The 17,459-nt window shown below is 68.4% G+C and carries 7 protein-coding genes; 4 read left to right on the top strand and 3 right to left on the bottom strand.

The window, feature by feature from the left end; genetic code table 11:
• The first annotated feature begins 401 nt into the window (after positions 1-401).
• The 3 genes from NI25_RS26195 (at position 402) to NI25_RS26185 (ending at position 9,044) form a co-directional block, all read left to right on the top strand.
• The gene (locus NI25_RS26195) at positions 402-2,591 is read left to right on the top strand and encodes a hypothetical protein (protein ID WP_107071851.1); all 2,190 of its coding nucleotides are present in this window, start codon (positions 402-404) and stop codon (positions 2,589-2,591) included.
• Between the two features lie 589 nt (positions 2,592-3,180).
• Positions 3,181-5,412: a bifunctional glycosyltransferase/CDP-glycerol:glycerophosphate glycerophosphotransferase gene (locus NI25_RS26190; RefSeq protein ID WP_061444790.1), complete on the top strand. Its 2,232-nt coding sequence runs from the start codon at positions 3,181-3,183 to the stop codon at positions 5,410-5,412.
• Between the two features lie 23 nt (positions 5,413-5,435).
• The gene (locus NI25_RS26185; RefSeq protein WP_061444789.1) at positions 5,436-9,044 is read left to right on the top strand and encodes a bifunctional glycosyltransferase/CDP-glycerol:glycerophosphate glycerophosphotransferase; all 3,609 of its coding nucleotides are present in this window, start codon (positions 5,436-5,438) and stop codon (positions 9,042-9,044) included.
• A 58-nt stretch (positions 9,045-9,102) separates the two neighbouring features.
• On the opposite strand, the gene NI25_RS26180 is transcribed toward NI25_RS26185, so the two are convergent.
• From NI25_RS26180 to NI25_RS26170, 3 genes are all read right to left on the bottom strand, one after another.
• Complete coding sequence (locus NI25_RS26180; RefSeq protein WP_061444788.1) at positions 9,103-11,124, bottom strand: glycosyltransferase family 4 protein; 2,022 nt, start codon at positions 11,122-11,124, stop codon at positions 9,103-9,105.
• A gap of 200 nt (positions 11,125-11,324) precedes the next feature.
• The gene (locus NI25_RS26175; protein WP_078884738.1) at positions 11,325-13,145 is read right to left on the bottom strand and encodes an FG-GAP-like repeat-containing protein; all 1,821 of its coding nucleotides are present in this window, start codon (positions 13,143-13,145) and stop codon (positions 11,325-11,327) included.
• A gap of 10 nt (positions 13,146-13,155) precedes the next feature.
• Positions 13,156-13,656, bottom strand: a complete 501-nt coding sequence (locus NI25_RS26170) for a hypothetical protein (RefSeq protein ID WP_199561031.1) — start codon at positions 13,654-13,656, stop codon at positions 13,156-13,158.
• A gap of 362 nt (positions 13,657-14,018) precedes the next feature.
• On the opposite strand from NI25_RS26170, the gene NI25_RS26165 reads away from it, so the two are divergent.
• Positions 14,019-17,330 (top strand): ALF repeat-containing protein, encoded by a 3,312-nt coding sequence (locus NI25_RS26165; protein ID WP_158508467.1) that lies wholly within the window; start codon positions 14,019-14,021, stop codon positions 17,328-17,330.
• Positions 17,331-17,459: the final 129 nt, after the last annotated feature.

Below are 17,459 nucleotides of genomic sequence, written 5' to 3'. Positions count from 1 at the left end.
CACGTTCACGACCGCGCTTCGCTCAGCGTCCACGCCCACACGCCCCCTCTCGCCCGCGCATGCGGGCCCCGCACCGGTCCGCATCCCCGCCACACCCTCGCCCCGGCCCCGCATCACGCCGCGCCAGCGCGGGTGCCGTGCCACGTCCACGACCGCGCTTCCGGCAGCGTCCACGCCCGCACCCCACTCGCCCACCGTGCAGACCCCGCACCGCACCCCGCCCGACCCCGCCCCGCATGCCACCGCACCCGCGCAAGTGCCGCGCCACGCCCACGACCCCGCCAGCGCCCACACCCCCTTTCGCCCACGCATGCGGACCCCGCCCCCTCCCCGCCCGTCAAGGCCCGGCGTCAACACGCGCGTGTCGTCGGGCGGTCACCGGGCGTTAACCCGGTTGTCCGATGCGCGACGAGTCTGGAGCGACCGCAGTGCCCCTATCCCTGCCCCGCCTGTCCCGCCGCCGTCTCCCCCGCCCGCCCCGGCCCTCCGTGCGGCCCCGTGGCCCCCGTCCCCGCCTCCGCCTGCCCGGGCGGCGGCGGGCCGCCGTGAAGCTGCTGGTCCTGGGTGTGCTGGCCGCCGCCTTCGCCGCGCAGGCGCTGGGCGCGCTGCTGCCGCACGTGCCGCTGCTGCTGGCCGCGAGCGCCGCCTCGCTGGCCGCCGAGGGGGCGCTGTACCGGTGGCAGCGGGGCATGGTGTCGCTGTTCGCCAAGTCGCACGCCGACGTCACCGTCCGCCACGTCCTGCGGGACCTGCTGCTCGTGGTGGGCCTGCTGCGCCTGGGCGAGCAGCACCGCGAGGGGGCCTACGCCCCGCTCGTCGCCGGGCTGCTCGTCTTCTACGCGCTGCACTGGGCGATCCAGGCGGTGTCCGTCCTGGTCCGGCGCACCCGCACGCTGCCCGTGGTGACCCGGAACATCGACGCCTCGGCGCTGCGGCTGACTCCGGCGCCCCCGGCGCTGCTGCGCCGTCCCGGGCACCGGCTGGCCGCCTTCGGGCTGCCCGCGACGGCCGGGCTGCTGGCCACGGCGGCGACCGACGCGCCGGTGTACGGGGCGGCCGGGCTCGCGCTGTCCCTGGCGCTGGCGCTGACCGGCCTGTGCACGCTGCTGCTGCGGCTGCTGCCGGGCCGCCGGCCCGCCGGGGAGCAGGAGGTGCTCGAGTGGTTCGACGCGTGGCTGGCACGGTACCGGCCCACCGTCGGCCTCTACTTCTCGGGCGGTGCGTCCTCGGCGTACCAGGCGAACATGTGGCTGGAGCCGCTGGCCGGCCTGGACGGGCGCCCGGTGATCGTGCTGCGGGAGCGGCACATGGTGCAGCGGATCGCGGCGACCGACATCCCGGTGGTGTGCCTGCCGAAGGTGTCCACGCTGATGCGCCTGGAGCACTCGACGCTCCGGGTCCTGCTCCACCCGTCCAACTCCGGGAAGACCTCGCAGGTCCTGCGCATCCCGACCATCAAGCACGCCTTCGTCAACCACGGGGAGAGCGACAAGCTGTCCTCGTGCAACCCGTACGCGAAGGCGTACGACGAGGTGTGGGTGGCGGGCCCCGCGGCGCGCGAGCGGTACGCGCTGGCGGAAGTCGGCGTCGAGGACAAGGACGTGGTGGAGATCGGCCGCCCGCAACTGGACGCCGTACAGCCGTACGCGGGGCCGCCCGCGCCCGGGGCGTTCACGACCGTCCTGTACGCACCGACCTGGGAGGGCTGGGACGGCAACCCCGGCAACACGTCGGTGATGGAGGCCGGGGAGAACCTGGTGCGGGCGCTGCTCGCGGACCCGGGCGTACGGCTGCTGTACAAGCCGCATCCGCTGACGGGCTCCGTGGATCCGCGGGCCCGCGCCGCCGATCTGCGCATCCGGGAACTGGTGCGGACGGCGAACCGGGAGCGGGGCGGGCCCCGTCCGGACGCCTGCGCGGCCGGCGTCCTGGCCCGGCGGGCGGCGGAGCTGGACCGGCTCACCGCGGCCGGTTTCCGGTCGGCGGCGGACCAGGCGGAGCGGATGCTGCGGCAGCCGGCGCCGCGGCCCGGACGGGCGGACGCGGTACGGCGGGCGACGGCCGCCTGGGAGGAGGCGCACTGGGCGTCGCTGCCCGAGTGGGAGCACCAGGTCGTCGCGGACGTCCGCCCGCCGCTGTACTCCTGCTTCAACCGGGCCGACCTGCTGATCAGCGACGTGTCGAGCGTGATCAGCGACTTCCTGGCGAGCGGCAAGCCGTACGCGGTCGCCAACACCAGCGGGCTGGCCGAGGACGTGTTCCGCAAGTCGTACCCGACGGTGGCGGCGGCGACCGTGCTGGCGCCGGACGCGTCCGGGGTGCCGGCGCTGCTGGCGTCGGTGCGGCATCCGGAGCTCGACGAACTCGCCGGGGAGCGCGCCGCGTTGGCGCTGCGTCTGCTGGGCCCGGCCGAGCCGCCGTCCCGGGAGCGTTTCGCGGGCGCGGTGCGGGAGCTGTCCGCCGCGGCGGTGCGGCACCGGGCCAGGAGGGCGGAGCGGCTCGCCGCGGACCTCCCCGTGCCCGGCCCGCGCCAGGAACCGGCCGGGCCGTCCGCCCCCCGCCCGGCTCCGGAACCGCGCGGCCGCGTGTAGTGGTGCCTCGCTGACCGCCGCTTCCGGGCTCCGGCGGGCACCGCGCCTGTCACAGCCTGGTCACGAAACACGTCCTCCGGCCGGGGCGGGCCGCCCGTCCCCGGCCGGCGGCGGCTCTCCCCCGCGCACGGCCGTGCCGCCGGCGCGCACGCCGAGGACAAGGCGTGCCGCCTCGCCCAGACCTTCACCGCCCCGGCCGGAGCGCGCGTCCCGTGCGCCCCGCCGACCCCGGTGACCAGCCAGCTCGTTCCCCCGCCCACCGCGCATCCGCACCGGGCGCGGCCTCGCCCGCGGCCCGCGGAAATCGAGTCGGGCACATGGGGCGGAAAGCGGCGCAAGTCGGTAAAGAGGACAGGGGGACCGAATGTGAGGAAGTTCTCCAGCCGCTTCGGCGCGGCCCATTCGGGCGGCCGGTGCGGCCATTTCCCGCTGTGGCGGGGCACAGGGTGTCCGGCTACCGTGCCCGCGGAAACTCCGCGTGAATCCTTTACGCTGATGCGGCGGCGCGCTCCAGGCCCGAGCAGTGCCCGGAGCGCGTTCCGGTCCCAGCCCGCGGTCCCGTGGTCAGTTCTCGGAACAGGTTGTAAGGATGCCCAAGCTCTCTCTCGTTGTCCCCGTGTACAAGGTGCAGGGCTATCTGCCCGAGTGCCTTGACTCCATACTCGGACAGGACTGCACGGACTTCGAGATCATCGCGGTCGACGACTGTTCGCCCGACGGGTCCGGGGCCATTCTCGACGAGTACGCGAAACGCGACGACCGGATTCATGTGATTCACCTCACGGAAAACGTGGGGCTGGGTCGCGCACGCAACGCGGGACTGGAAAAGGCCACAGGCGATTACGTGTTGTTCCTGGACAGTGACGACACGTTGTCGGACGGTGCGTTGTCGGCCATTCGGGACCGGATCGAGGCCACGGGCGACCCCGAGATCCTGATCTTCGACTACGCGCGTACCTACTGGGACGGCCGCGTCCGCCCGAACCTGCGGGCCGACCTGCTCAAGGAAGAAGGCCCGGACACCTTCTCCCTCGCCGAGCGCCCCCAACTGCTCGACCTGCTCCAGATCGTGTGGAACAAGGCCTACCGCCGCGACTTCGTCACCCGCACCGGGCTCACCTTCCCGCCCGGCTACTACGAGGACGCCCCCTGGACGTTCTGCTCGCTGATCAGCACCGAGCGGATCGCCGTCCTGGACCGGGTCTGCGTCTACTACCGGCAGCGGCGCGAGGGCGGCAACATCCTCAAGACGGTCAGCCGCAAGCACTTCGACGTCTTCGACCAGTACCAGCGGGTCTTCGACTACCTCGACGCGCACGAGGAACTCGCCAAGTGGCGCGCCCCGTTGTTCCGCAAGATGGTCGACCACTACCTGACCGTCCTGGAGCGCCCGGGCCGCCTGCCGCAGGACGCGCGCGCCGAGTTCTTCCACCGGGCCTCGGCCGACTACCGCGCCCGCCTGCCGAAGGGCTTCACCCGCCCGGGCGGCGGCCGCGGCCACAAGTACGGGATGCTGGAGCGCGACGCCTACGCGACCATGATGAGCGCCCTGGCGGCGGTGAAGCTGCGCCAGCGGGTCAAGTCACGTACCCGCACCGCGCTCAACCGGTCCAAGCGCGGCGCCATGGGTGCCTTCTACCAGTCGCAGCTCAGGCTTCCGCTGGACGACGACCTGGTGCTGTTCTCCGCCTACTGGAGCCGCAGCGTCTCCTGCAACCCCGCCGCGATCGACGCCGAACTGGCCCGTCTGGCACCGCACATGCGCCGGGTCTGGGCGGTCCGCGCGGACAACGCGGGCCGGGTGCCCAAGGGGGTGAACGTCGTCCGGGTGGGCTCGCGCGACTACTGGGCGGCCGTGGCCCGCGCCAAGTACCTCGTGAACAACGTGAACTTCGCGGACTCCGTGGTCAAGCGCGAGGGCCAGATCCACGTGCAGACCCACCACGGCACGCCGCTCAAGACCATGGGCCTGGACCAGCAGAAGTACCCGGCCTCCACCGACATGGACTTCGAGAAGCTCCTCGAGCGGTGCGACCGCTGGGACTACAGCATCAGCGCCAACCAGTTCTCGACCGTGATCTGGGAGCGGGTCTACCCCTGCTCGTACACCACGCTGGAGACCGGCTACCCGCGCAACGACGTGCTGGTCAACGCGGGCGCCGAGGAGGTCCGCGCGGCCCGCGCCGCGCTCGGCCTGGCCGACGGCGCCAAGGCCTTCCTGTACATGCCGACGCACCGCGAGTACCAGCCGGGCTTCACCCCGCCCCTGGACCTGGGCCGGTTCGCCCGCGAACTCGGTCCCGACGCCACCCTGCTGGTGCGCGGCCACTACTTCTACGGCAACTCCCCGCACGTCGACGAGCTGCGCCGCACCGGCCGCGTCGTCGACGTCTCCGCACACCCCCGGGTGGAGGAGCTGTACCTCGCGGCCGACGCGCTGATCACGGACTACTCCTCGGCGATGTTCGACTACGCCGTGCTGGACCGCCCGATCATCAGCTACGTCCCCGACTGGGACGTCTACTCCGCGGTGCGCGGCACCTACTTCGACCTGCTCCAGGAACCGCCCGGCGCGGTGGCCACGACGCAGGCGGAGCTGCTGAAGCTGCTTTCCTCCGGGGCCTACGACAGCCCGGAGACCACGGAGCGCCGGGACACCTTCCGCCGGCGCTTCTGCGAATTCGACGACGGACACGCAGCCGAACGGGTCGTGCGACGCGTCTTCCTCGGTGAAGAGAGCCTGCCGCCCATCGTCCCGTTCGACGAACGCCACCACGCCCCGACCCCCGCCCAGGCGCTCGAACTGGTCGAGCGGGCCTGACCCCGAAAGGAGACCACCAAGCCATGGCCCCTCGGCTCAGTGTCATCGTCCCCATCTACAACGTAGAACGCTATCTGTCCGCGTGTCTGAACTCACTCGCGGCGCAGACCATGCCGGACCTGGAAGTCGTCATGGTCGACGACGGCTCCCCCGACGGCTCCGCCGACATAGCCGAGGAGTTCGCCGCACAGGACTCACGGTTCCGGCTCATACGGCGGGAGAACGGTGGTCTGGGCGCTGCGCGCAACACGGGCCTGGAACATCTCTCGCCAGAGAGCGAGTTCATCGCCTTCGTCGACAGTGACGACATCATCCCGTCGGATGCCTACCGCCTGATGCTGGCGAGCCTGGACGCGAGCGGCTCCGACTTCGCCACCGGCAACGTACTGCACATCAACAGCAGCAAAATCTGGCAGTCGCCGATGCACCGCATCCTGTCGCGCGGTGCCGTCCAGGGCACGCACGTCTCGCGAGACCTGCGTCTGTTGACCGACCGAATAGCCTGCAACAAGATCTTCCGCAGGGACTTCTGGGAGAAGCACGACTTCCGCTTCCCGGAGGGTGTCCTGTACGAGGACACCCCGGTGATCGTCCCGGCCCAGTTCCTGGCGAAGTCGGTCGACGTCATCAGCGCGCCGACCTACTACTGGCGGCTGCGGGACGGTGAGGCCGCCCCGTCCATCACGCAGCGCCGTGCGGAACCGAAGGCCGTCCGCGACCGCACGGCCGCCGTGGAGTCCGTCAGCCGCTTCTTCGGCAAGCGCCCGGAGCCGGCCGCGGCCGAGCTGAAGCGCGAGTACGACCGCACCGCGCTCTCCGGTGACTTGCGGATCTTCCTCAACGTGCTGCCTCAAGGTGACGAAGAGTTCCACACCGAGTTCTTCCGAGTGGTCAACTCCTACCTCGACCAGGTCGACCCGGCTCTGGTGATGGAGCTGCCCACACCGGCCCGAGTCAAGTGGCTGCTCGTCCGTAAGCACGCTCTCACCGAACTGCTCGACCTCTTCGAGTCCGAGCGGCGCGGCGACCGCGTCCGCATCGAGGGCCTGCTGCGCAAGTACGCCGCGTTCTCGGCGCTGGAGAACAGCTCAGTCCGGCTGCCCAAGCGCGCGCTGCGCATCGACCGCGACATGAAGGCCACCGCCCCGCTGCGTGAGCTGGAGTGGCGCGACGGCAAGTTGCGTATCGCCGGTCACGCGTGGATCAACCGCGTGGACCAGTCCTCCGCGCGCAGTGCCGTCAAGGTCCTGGCGATCAAGAAGGACGGCTCGCGCAAGCGCACCGTCCTGCCCCTGCGCAACGTGCACGCCCCCGAGTGCACGACGCTGTCCGGGCAGCGGCAGTACAACTACGACTGGGCAGGCTGGGAGTACGAGCTGGACCCGGCCAAGCTGCGGCGCGGCAAGACCTGGCAGGAGGGCACCTGGCACCTGGGCATAGGCATCGCCGCCTCGGGCCTGGTGCGTAAGCGGGCGATCCACACCAGTGGGGCCGCCGCCCAGAACCACGCCACCTATCAGTGGCTGGACGACGACTTCCGCCTGCTGCCCAGCACTGCCACGGGCTCCCTCAAGCTGCGTGTCGAGCGGGTTCGCGCCCTCATCACCGCGCGTCGCCAGATCGACGACCTCCTTGAGCTGGAAGGCGAGATACGCGTCCCCCTGGCGAAGGACGAAACGCTCTCCCTGACCGTGACCAACCGCAAGAGCGGCGAACGTCTCGACTACGAAGCGGAACTGAGCCCGTCCCTGGGCGAGCGGACGCCGTTCCGTGTTCGCGTTCCGCTGCAGGACGTCGCGCTGCTGCCCGAGCACATCGACGCGACCGGAACCGATGTGTCCAGCGGCGGTGCCGACCCCGCTCAGGCGGCCCAGCGCAACTGGTCGACGCAGTTGGTGGCCACGGACCAGGCCGGCCGCACGCGGAAGTTCGGCACCGTGATGGCGGACAGCCTTCCGGATCTCCAGATCCGGTTGCCCCTTTCGCTGGGAGAGGCCGTCGACCGCTTCGAACTCTCAGTGCTGGCCGGAAACACCGGCTACCTGAAGTTCTCCAGCCGCTCCCTGCGTGCCCGCATCACGGATGTTCGCTGGGCAGACGGCCGTTTCTCCGTGTACGGCGAGGCCCCTCGGGATGTCAGTGGCTGGACCTTCCTGGTCAAGGCCCGTGACTACTTCGACGAGAAGCTCGTCCCCTTGACGACCGACTCAAGTGGACACTTCGAGGCCCACTTCACGCCGTCCCGCATGTCCGGCGCCTCAAAGAAGCTGCCGCTCAAGACCGGCCGTTGGAACCTCTTCCTGCGATCGTCGGACGACGGTCCGGACATGCCCTGCGTCCTCGACCGGCATGCCAGCTCCACACTGCCGGTATCCGGCGAGCAGGACGGACGGCAGTACGACTTCGAGGCTCGCTGGTTCGACCACCCGCAGCTGCACTGCCTGCCGGACCTCACCATGGAGGAACGCGGCGCCTACCACCAGGAGCGTTTGAAGCGCGAGGTATACATGGCGGGCCGCAGCAAGCCACTGCGCGAGGCCGTCCTCTACATCAGCTACAACGGCAAGCAGTACTCCGACAGCCCTCGGGCGATGCACGAGGAACTGCTGCGCCGGGGCGCGGACGTTGAGCACCTGTGGCTGGTACGCGACGGCCAGGTGGAACTGCCGTCCACGGTCAAACCGGTGCGTTTCCAGAGCACCGAATGGTACGACGCGCTGGCTCGCTGCCGTTACATCGTGACCAACGCGCATCTGCCGCACTGGATCGAGCGCCGGCCGGAGCAGGTGGTCGTGCAGACGTGGCACGGCACCATGCTGAAGAAGATCGGCCTCGACATCGCCGCTCCGAAGTTCAACCCGGACTATCACGAGCAGCTCAAGCAGGAGGCGGCCAACTGGTCCATGCTGGTCTCTTCCAACCGCTTCAGCACCCCGATCCTCAAGCGGGCCATGGCCTACGACGGCGAAATCGTCGAGACGGGCTACCCCCGCAACGATTACCTCTACGCCTCGGACCGTGAGGAGCAGGCCGCCGAGATCAGAAGGCGGATCGGGCTCCCCGAAGGCAAGAAGGTCGTCCTGTACGCACCTACGTGGCGTGACGATCTCTCGCACCGTCGGGGCCAGTTCAAGTTCGAACTCCGTCTCGACCTCGAAGAAGCACGGCGGCGGCTCGGCGACGACCACGTGCTGATGATCCGCAGGCACTCGAACGTCGTGGACAGCATCCCCGGCGCGGGCAACGGCTTCGTCTTCGACGTCTCGGAGTACCCGGACATCGCGGATCTGTACCTCGCAGCGGATCTGATGATCACCGACTACTCGTCCGTGATGTTCGACTACGCCCACCTGCGCCGGCCGATGCTCTTCTTCACCTACGACCTGGAGCACTACCGGGACCGGCTGCGTGGCTTCTACTTCGACTTCGAACACGACGCTCCCGGCCCGCTGATCCCCACTTCCGGGGAACTCATCGACGCCATCAGGGACATCGACACCGTGTCGGAGAAGTACCGGGCGGAGTACGAGGAGTTCCACAGGCTGTTCTGTGACCTGGACGACGGCCACGCCGCCGGTCGCGTCGCGGACCTGATGTTCGAACAGGCGCGCCGGTTCGACCGCAAGATCTGAACCACACGTACGGGAGGGGGCAGGCCGCCCATGGCTGGCCTGCCCCCTCCCGTACGTTTCAGATGGTCACTGTTTTGACCGAGAGCTGGGCCTCGCTGTTGAAGTACGGCCGGACCTCGACGGCCGCCGCGGGTTGCGTAGCAGCAGAAGTCACCTCCGCCTTCTTTGCCGTACGGCGGAACCGCTTGGCCGGTGGTTCGGGTACGGCGGGGACGGGGGGCCGGTGGACAGGCCGCGGGTAGGTGAAGACGTCCATCGGGCTGAGGACATCAGTGGCCAGTTTGCTCAGCGGAAGTCGGCCGTCGCCGGAGGCCGGTCTGAGCCACAGGTCCCAGATGGCTTCCTTGGCGTTGTGCTCGTTGATCAGACGCAGACTGTCGACGACGGCCACCAGGGCTCCGTCCTCGTTCGGCCGCGCCTCGAAGGACAGCGTCTTCGACTGCTTTCCGCGTCGTGTCGCCTCGACCACGGCGCCATCCGCCGCGGCGCCCCACAACGCCGACACGATGCGCAGCGTAAGCCCGTCGACTTGGAGCCGCGCCACTTCGGCGTGCCGCTCCCTGACCCGGCTGCGGATGCGCAAGCGGCCGTCGTCCTGACGGTGCGGCAACAGTAGAGAAAGCGCGGGACCGGTAGTGCGCGGCAGCGACACGGCCAGCAGGTCGCGGGTGTCGATGCCGAACCCGTCGGCCGTCAGAGGCACCTCCACGCCACCCGAGGTCCCGGCGAGCACCTCCCATTCTCCTTCGGGCAGTCCCTCGCTCCACGGCACCAGCGCTTCACCGGCCGGGGACAACGGGAAGCGGCGCTCGGCCGCGTCCTTGTTGATCCTGCGGCAGACGATCTCGGCCCCGGGAAGACCGAGAGGCATCCGGTCGGTGGTGAAAGAGAGGGAACCGTCCTGCTGCACACGGACATTGGCGCTGCTGGGCAGGCGACGGCGCAGAAGAGCGCGCTCCAGAATGGCCTCGAACCGTTCACGGCTCTCGGTCTCGTGGAAGCGCTCTGCGTTGCGGATCGCGGCCCGGCCCATTGATCTGCGCCGCTCGTCGTCCTCTACGAGCTCCATCATCGCGCTGGTCATGGCGGCGACGTCGCCCTTGGGCACGACGAACCCGTCTTCACCGTGAGTGATGATGTTCCGCGGGCCGTGGTCGGCGTCCGTGCTGATGACCGGCAGACCCGCAGCCATCGCCTCGACGATGACGTTGCCGAATGCTTCGCGCTTGGACGGCATCACGAAGACCGAGCCCTTGGCGAACTCGGGTGACACCGGCGTGGCCGGTCCCATTAGCAGCACGTCGTTGTAGAGACCGAGCTCCTCGATCTGCTGACGGAGCTTCGCTTTCTCCGAACCGTTGCCGTAGATCCGCAGCTTCCAGCCGGGGTGCTTGGCGGCCACCGGCGCGAACGCCTCGATGGCCATGGCGAAGTTCTTGTTCTCCTTCAGCAGGCCGGCCGCGATGATCACCCTGTTGTCACCGGTTGACCGGTGCGTGGAGGCCGGGACGCAGTTAGGCATGGCCTCCAGCCGGTTCCGTACGGCGGGGACCTGCTCGCCCAGGCTCGCAACCTCTTCCGGAGTGAGAGCCGTAATGGCGTCCAGCCCGTGATAGGTACGGAAGAGCGGTTTCTTCTCCCACTCCGCGTAGATGGCCGGCATGGAGTGCTCCTGAGCCAGGAGCAGCGGTCCCCTGCGCGCATGGCTGAGCATGACCGTGATGCGAGGGTTTGAGCTGATCACCGCGTCGGCGTCGGTGTTCGCAAGCCACTCAAGGAGCCTGAGCTCGGCGAGTCGGCTGATCCAGGGGTCCTTCTCGTCCGGCGGCGCCGGGTAGACCTTGGGCGCGACCTTGATCAACGGATCGTCCAGATCCGAGACCGGGGAGTTGCCACGCAGGTCCGTGAGGACCCTGACCCTGACCCGTGCGTCGAGCGGGAAGTAGGACTCGTCGCGCGACTTGCGCAGGCAGACAATCTCGACTTCGTGCTTCTCCGCCAACGCCCCGGCCAGGTTCTGCGTGGCGCTCACCACTCCGCCGATGTGGCAGAGGTTGCTGACAATGAAGGCTATTTTCATCCCACGTAATCTCTTCCGGCGGGGAAGGGGGGCATCCCCGGCGAGGCCACAATCTTCTCATGAAAGACTCACAAAACCGTCGAACGGTTGTAGTGCCCTTGCCCCGTGCGGCACAGTCCTGAGGTCGGACCGTGTCCAGACGAGCGGAACGGCCGAGTCCGGTGGTGTACCGGGCTCGGCCGTCCTGGACGACCGGTGGGTCAGCGCATGAAGACGCTGACGCGGTCGTAGTTCCACCCGGTCGTCTTCTCGGCGCCGTGCAGCGGCTCGTTGAGCGTGCCGTCCGCATTGGCCGCCCAGGTGATCATCTTGAGGCTGCCGTCGTCGTAGCCGTACAGGGTGGCGAGGTCGTCCCGACCGTCACCGTTGTAGTCGCCGCCGACGACGCGCATGTGGTCACGCGTGTACCGGCCGGCGTCCGCCCGCCAGATCTCCTTGCGCGCGGTGAGGGCTCCGTTCGCGGCAGTCGACGAGAAGCTGATGACCGCGTCCGAGCCGTCGCTGTAGTCGTACCAGGCAGCCAGTTCGTCGCGGCCGTCGCCGTTGAAGTCCCCGGACTGGACGCTGGTGCGCTCCGCCGATCCCCAGGAGCCGCTGGTCCACCCCTCCACCTGGTCGTGCTGGAAGGCCCCGGTCTCCAACGAGGGAAGGGTGATGGTCTTCACCTCTCCGGTGTCGTAGAAGTACATGAGCCCCAGGTCGTCGCGACCGTCGGCGTTGAAGTCGCCCGTGGACACCTTCATGTGGTCGAAGGTCCAACCGCTGGCGCGGCTCCAAGCAGTGAAGGGCTTGTTGAAGGTTCCGTCTTCCTTGGAGAGGAAGGTGAAGACCTTGTCGCTGCCGTCGGCGTAGTCGTACCACACGGCTATGTCGTCGCGGCCGTCACCGTTGAAGTCGCCGGTGTACGGGTGCATCCGCCCCCAGGTCCAGTCGGTGTCGGTCCAGGAAACGACCGACCCCTCGAACGTGCTGTCGGCCTTGGCGTTCTTGGTGAACAGCTTCACCGTGCCGTCCGAGTAGCCGTAGAACAACCCGATGTCGCTGCGGCCGTCACCGTTGTAGTCACCGGTGACCAGCTTCGCGTCGTCCTCGTTCCAGGTGCCGGCGTCGGCCGAGTACGCGACGGTGGGCAGCTGCATGGCGCCATGCATACCGCCGTCCCAGAGGTGCACCTTGTCGCTGCCGTCGGCGTAGTCGTACCACGTGGCCACGTCGCTGCGGCCATCGCCGTTGTAGTCCTGGGCCGGCGTCTGCTTGGCGTTGTCGGCTATCCAGGCACGCACGTCGTCGACACGGGTGGCGACTGCCGTGTTCGGTGTACCTTCCGGGCTCTCCACGCCATAGCAGCCGACCTGGTACGAGCGGCTGCTCACGGCGACGAGTTCGGGCTTGCCGTTGGCTGCTCGAAGTACGGGCCCACCGGCGTCGCCCATACAGATGGAAGCGTTGTCCTTACCGCTGACGGTCACTTCGCCGTTGTCCACCGCGTCGGCGGTGAAGCTGCCGGCGTGCGGCTTGACCGGCGCCCACTCCTCTGCCGTGCGGCCGTATCCGACGCTCGTCAGTTCCTGCCCAGCCGCGGCCGCTGTTGCGGAGACTGTCACCGGCTCGATGCCGATCACGGGCTGCGCCAAGCGAGCCAGCACCAGGTCACGCTGTCCATACTGCCGAAGCTCGACTACCTCGCGGGTCTGCCGGGGGACAGAGGAGGAGCCGTCGCCCAGCGTCGCGACCGTTTCCGACTTGGGCCTGCCAGCGGGGACGGCGATCCCGGCCGCGGGGTCGCCCACGAAGCAACTGGCCGCGCTCAGCAGCCACTCCTTGGACACCAGCGCGGCGGAACAACCGCGGGCGTGTTCGCCAACGACCAGCTTGGCGGTGAAGGTGTAGTCGTTGTCGACGACCGGGGACCCTACGACAGCTTGAGCGGGGGAACCAGTGACAGCCAGTGGCAGGGAAAGAACGGACGCTGCGAGCAGAGCCCGAAAAATCAGAGAATGCCTGATCGATCTGTTGTCCATCTTCTTCTTCCTACTTGTTGGTCGTGATCTCTACCAACATGTGGTCGCCATCCTCGGGGTCAGCCGCTTCACCGACATTCGTCCAGGCATTTTTAGTGATTTCAAAGTGCTTTTCCTCCTCCCCCACAGTCATCGTCACATCCGTCTCGTAGGAGTTTCCCCGGACTGCGTAGACTGCAGGCATCTCCATGGTCAGGAATCCAGAGTCTCCGGTGACCCGGAAACAAACACTCTCCCGGCTCCGCGACCAAACCACCAGCAGCCCTTCCTGACTTCCGCAGTCCGCCAGAATAATGTGCCCGTCGCCACGCTTCAGAACAATGCCACGTTCCTCAAGAATCTTGTCCGCTTGCGGATAGTTGAAATCTTCCACCGCATAGCCGGGAACACCGTCGACCACGCTTTCAACGCGCGGAGACTCGACTCCCCCCTGCGCCGTTCCGAATTCAATGCCCGCGACGGCAACGGCCAGCACGCCGGCTGCCACCAAGAGATGCTTCGCGATCTTCACTCGTCCGCTCCTTCACAAAAGGCCGACCTGGAAAACACACGCCTTCACCCTAGGTCCACGAGTAGCCACACCCTGCCCACCTTCACCAATTCGTGATCTCGACCCCGGATTCAACGCGTCTCACATTCTGCTGCGAAATATTAATCAATGCCGCGATTTGCCATTAACAGAAATCAAAGCACTCAATAATGGACTTATCCGACAATTCACTCTCATTTCGACACAACACAAGAAGAGGGCGAGCCGCGATTGCCCTCTTGCTGAAAGGTCGATGCCCCTGGAATATTGTCGAGCGAAACTTGCAAAGAGGTGCACGCGAGCGCCTGTACACACGATTTCAGGCCAAGGGAAGCCGAATACACATGCTGAGACGCAATGCATCGAAGCCAGGAGTAGCCGAATGGGGCCCCTCACGCAGACGCTTTCTGACGCTGGCGGTCGCCGCTACCGCGGTTTCGGTGGTGGGGACGAGAAACTCGCCGGCGATCGCGGCCGACGGAAACCCCGAGGACGGTCCCCGGAAGCGAGCCGTCGACGCTTGGCTGCTCGGTGGCCGCGCTGTGCGGGGCGAGGCGGAGAAGGCACTGATCGGAACCCCGGAAGCCCTGTCGGCCTTCCTCGCCACGGGGCTGGCCCGGGCACGACGCGAGGACGAACGCATCTCCGTCCTGGAGATGCTCAATTACGCGGGTCCTGGCGTGCGGCGGGAGGCCCAGCTGGCCCTCAGCGGCACGGACGCCGACCTGCACGCGTTCGTCACCAAGGGCTACACCGTACCCCTGGCTGATGACCGGCGTGTCGCCGTCCTGACCGTTCTCGGCGCCGGCGGCAGGGCCGTGGTGCGAGAAGCCAACAAGGCCCTCGACGACGGTTCGCCTGAAGCCTTGGACGCCTTCCTGGAGAAGGGCCAGTTCACAGCGCGCGAGGAGGACGATCGGTTTGAAACAATCAGCATGCTGTCCGACGCAGGGCCAAACCTGACCCAGGCGATCAATCGGGCCCTGGACGGCACAGCGGCTGACATACGCGAGTTCCTCAGGCACGGGCAGCACCTCGCTCGTGCACGTGATCAGGAGCAACTGACTGTCGGACAGTTGGTTCTCCAGGCCCAGAACGCGGGAGCCCGGGCCCACGAGGCCACGGTCAAGGCCAAGGAAGCAGCAGAACACGCCGAAGCCGCCTCCATTGAGGCCAAGAAGGCCGCCCTGCTGGCCGCCGAGGAAAGCCTCGCTGCCAAGGACGACGCCCTCAAGGCGTCGCGCGCCGCCGGACGGGCCGCAGATGCGGCCAACGGCGCAGCCGCCGCTGCGCGCACCGCCGTCGCGGCATCCCGCACCGCGATCTCCGCAGCCCACACAGCCGCAAGTGCGGCTCAGGCTGCGGCCGCCGCAGCCGCCGCAGCCTCACGGGCCTCGGTCCGTGCCTACCGTGCCGCTTCCGCAGCCTCCAAGGACGCAGGCCAGGCCTCGGCTGCTCGACAGGCCGCCGAAGTGGCACGAGACACTGCGAAGAAGGCGCGCACCGCCGCCGCGGCCGCGTCCGCGGCCGCTGATGCCAGTGCACAAGCCAAGACGTCGAGTTCGGCCGCGGCCAGGGCGGGGCAGAACGCCGCCGCGTCAGCCAACGCAGCGGCCGACGCCGCGGCCGCGTCCGGTGTCTCGCAGGCTCAGGCCAAGCGAGCCCGGGACGCCGCTGCGCTGGCAACGAGTGCCGCCAACACGGCCACAGCCGCAGCCAACAGGGCGGGAAGCCTCGCGGACAGGGCGGCCGTCGCCGCACGCGACGCTCACAAGGCCGCCAACAGCGCTGCCGACCACGCGGATGCCGCAGCGGCGGCTGCCGACGACGCAGCCGAGCACGCCGGCGAGGCACAGGACTGGGCCAACGAAGCGACGCTGCAGGCAGACAAGGCCGTCACTGCGGCTACGGACGCCGCCGACGCTGTCACACAGGCGCAGAACATCGCGGCACTCGCCCGCGAGACAGAGACAGCGTGGCTCGCCGAGGAACGTGCCCGGGCCATCGAGATGGCCCGGCAGCTCAAGGAGGAGGAAGAGGACTACCGGGCCAGAACCGAACAGGTTCAGACCCAACACGAACTCACTGACCAGGAGACCCGGGACCTGCTGGCCCAGGCCCGGGCGGAGAGCGATCCCGCACGGGTGGCCGCGTTGGGTCGCAAGGCTGCGGCCCGACTCATGGATGCCACAGGTACCTGGACTCGTGAGGCCGCACAGGACGCGCTGGCCGGTGACGACCAAGCGATGGTCGACTGGGTCTCCCAGGCACACGACGAGGCGACGCAACTGGACGATCGTGAGCGGGTGCTCACCCTCGCCACCGCGGGAAACGCCGCGCTTGCCGACGCGGCGCAGAAGGTACTCGCTGACTCCGGCCAGCAGGCCGTGACCACCTTCCTCACCGAAGGCGCCCTGGCCGTTCAAGCCGACGACTACCGCGTAGAGGTGCTCAGAACTCTGCAGGGAGCCGGCCGGGCCGTGACCACGGCCGCCAACGAGGCTCTGGACGACGGCAGTGTCGAAGCACTGCATGCCTACCTGCTCAGCGGCTACCCTGCCGCCAAGCAGGAGGACGACCGTGTCGCCACCGTCGCGGCGCTGAAGGATGCCGGTCCCAACGTAGAAGCCGCGGCCCAAGCGGCGCTCGAAGGGCCCCAGTGGATGCTCGAGCGGTTTGTGACGATCGCGCTGCACAAGGCACGGCAAGCCGATCAGGACACTGCCACGCACGTGGCCTCCATTCAGGCACAGATCGCCCGCGCCGCCGCCATTGCGGCCAAGGCCTTCGAGGAGGCCGCCGAAGCGGCAAAGGCGGCGGCCGATGCCCGCGGTTCCGCAGAAGACGCCCAGAAGTGGGCCACCCAGGCGGCGGCCTCGGCTCAGGACGCGAAGGACTACGCTGCGGACGCGGCAGCGTCGGCCACCCAAGCCGACGCATCGGCCGCAGCAGCGGCGTCCTCCGCCAAGCAGGCTTCCGACGCGGCGGCAACCGCTCGGTCGGCCAGCCGACAGGCCAACTACTCGGCCAACCAGGCCATCGCATCTGCCAACACCGCAGTCGCCGCCGCGGACAGCGCCCGGGCGTCGGCGGACCGTGCTTACGCGGATGCCATCGCGGCAGGCAAGGACGCTGATGCAGCCCAGGCCGCCTCACTGGAGGCGAAGGCGGCCCACCAGGAAAAGCGTCAGCAGGAAATAAGGCAGCAGGCGGCCGAGGCCGCTCAGAAGGCCAAGTACAACGCAGAGAACAACATCAACCCTGCCGATTCGCCGGCCAACGACAAGGTCGACTTCGACAAGATCGACCAAGAGAACGTCGACAGTGCCGCAGCGGCCGCCACGTACATGGGGCGAGTGAGCGCGGTCCTGGGTGGTGCCGCGGTGGTGGCCGCGTTCATTCCTGGTGGTCAGCTGGTGGCGGCCGGACTCGCCGGCGCTTCACTGGTGTTCGCCGGCGCCAGCGCGCTGTACAACCTCAAGGCCTACGGCTGGGGTTCAGCATTCGCCACCAGTGTTGCCGGCATCGCTCTTACCCTGGGCCTTGGAGGAGTGGGCAGTCTGGCTGCCAACTCCATGGTCAGTAATGTGGGCAAGGCCGCAATCAAGGGCGTGCACGACACGGTCTCCTCCGTCGTGGGCTGGTTCACGTCCTAAACGGTCACACATGGTGAGTGGGGCAGGGCCTCGGCCGTGCCCCACTCGTCGGGAAAGGACGACACTTGCGAAATTCTCCGTGGTGGTGGCTTTTCGCCGCCATCAGCATCGTGCTTTGGTTTGCGGTAA

This window comes from Streptomyces sp. CCM_MD2014, assembly GCF_000772045.1.
Taxonomy (GTDB): Bacteria; Actinomycetota; Actinomycetes; order Streptomycetales; family Streptomycetaceae; genus Streptomyces; species Streptomyces salinarius.
The sequence above is the reverse complement of the archived record's forward strand: the minus strand, read 5'-3'. Positions and strand labels throughout refer to the sequence as shown.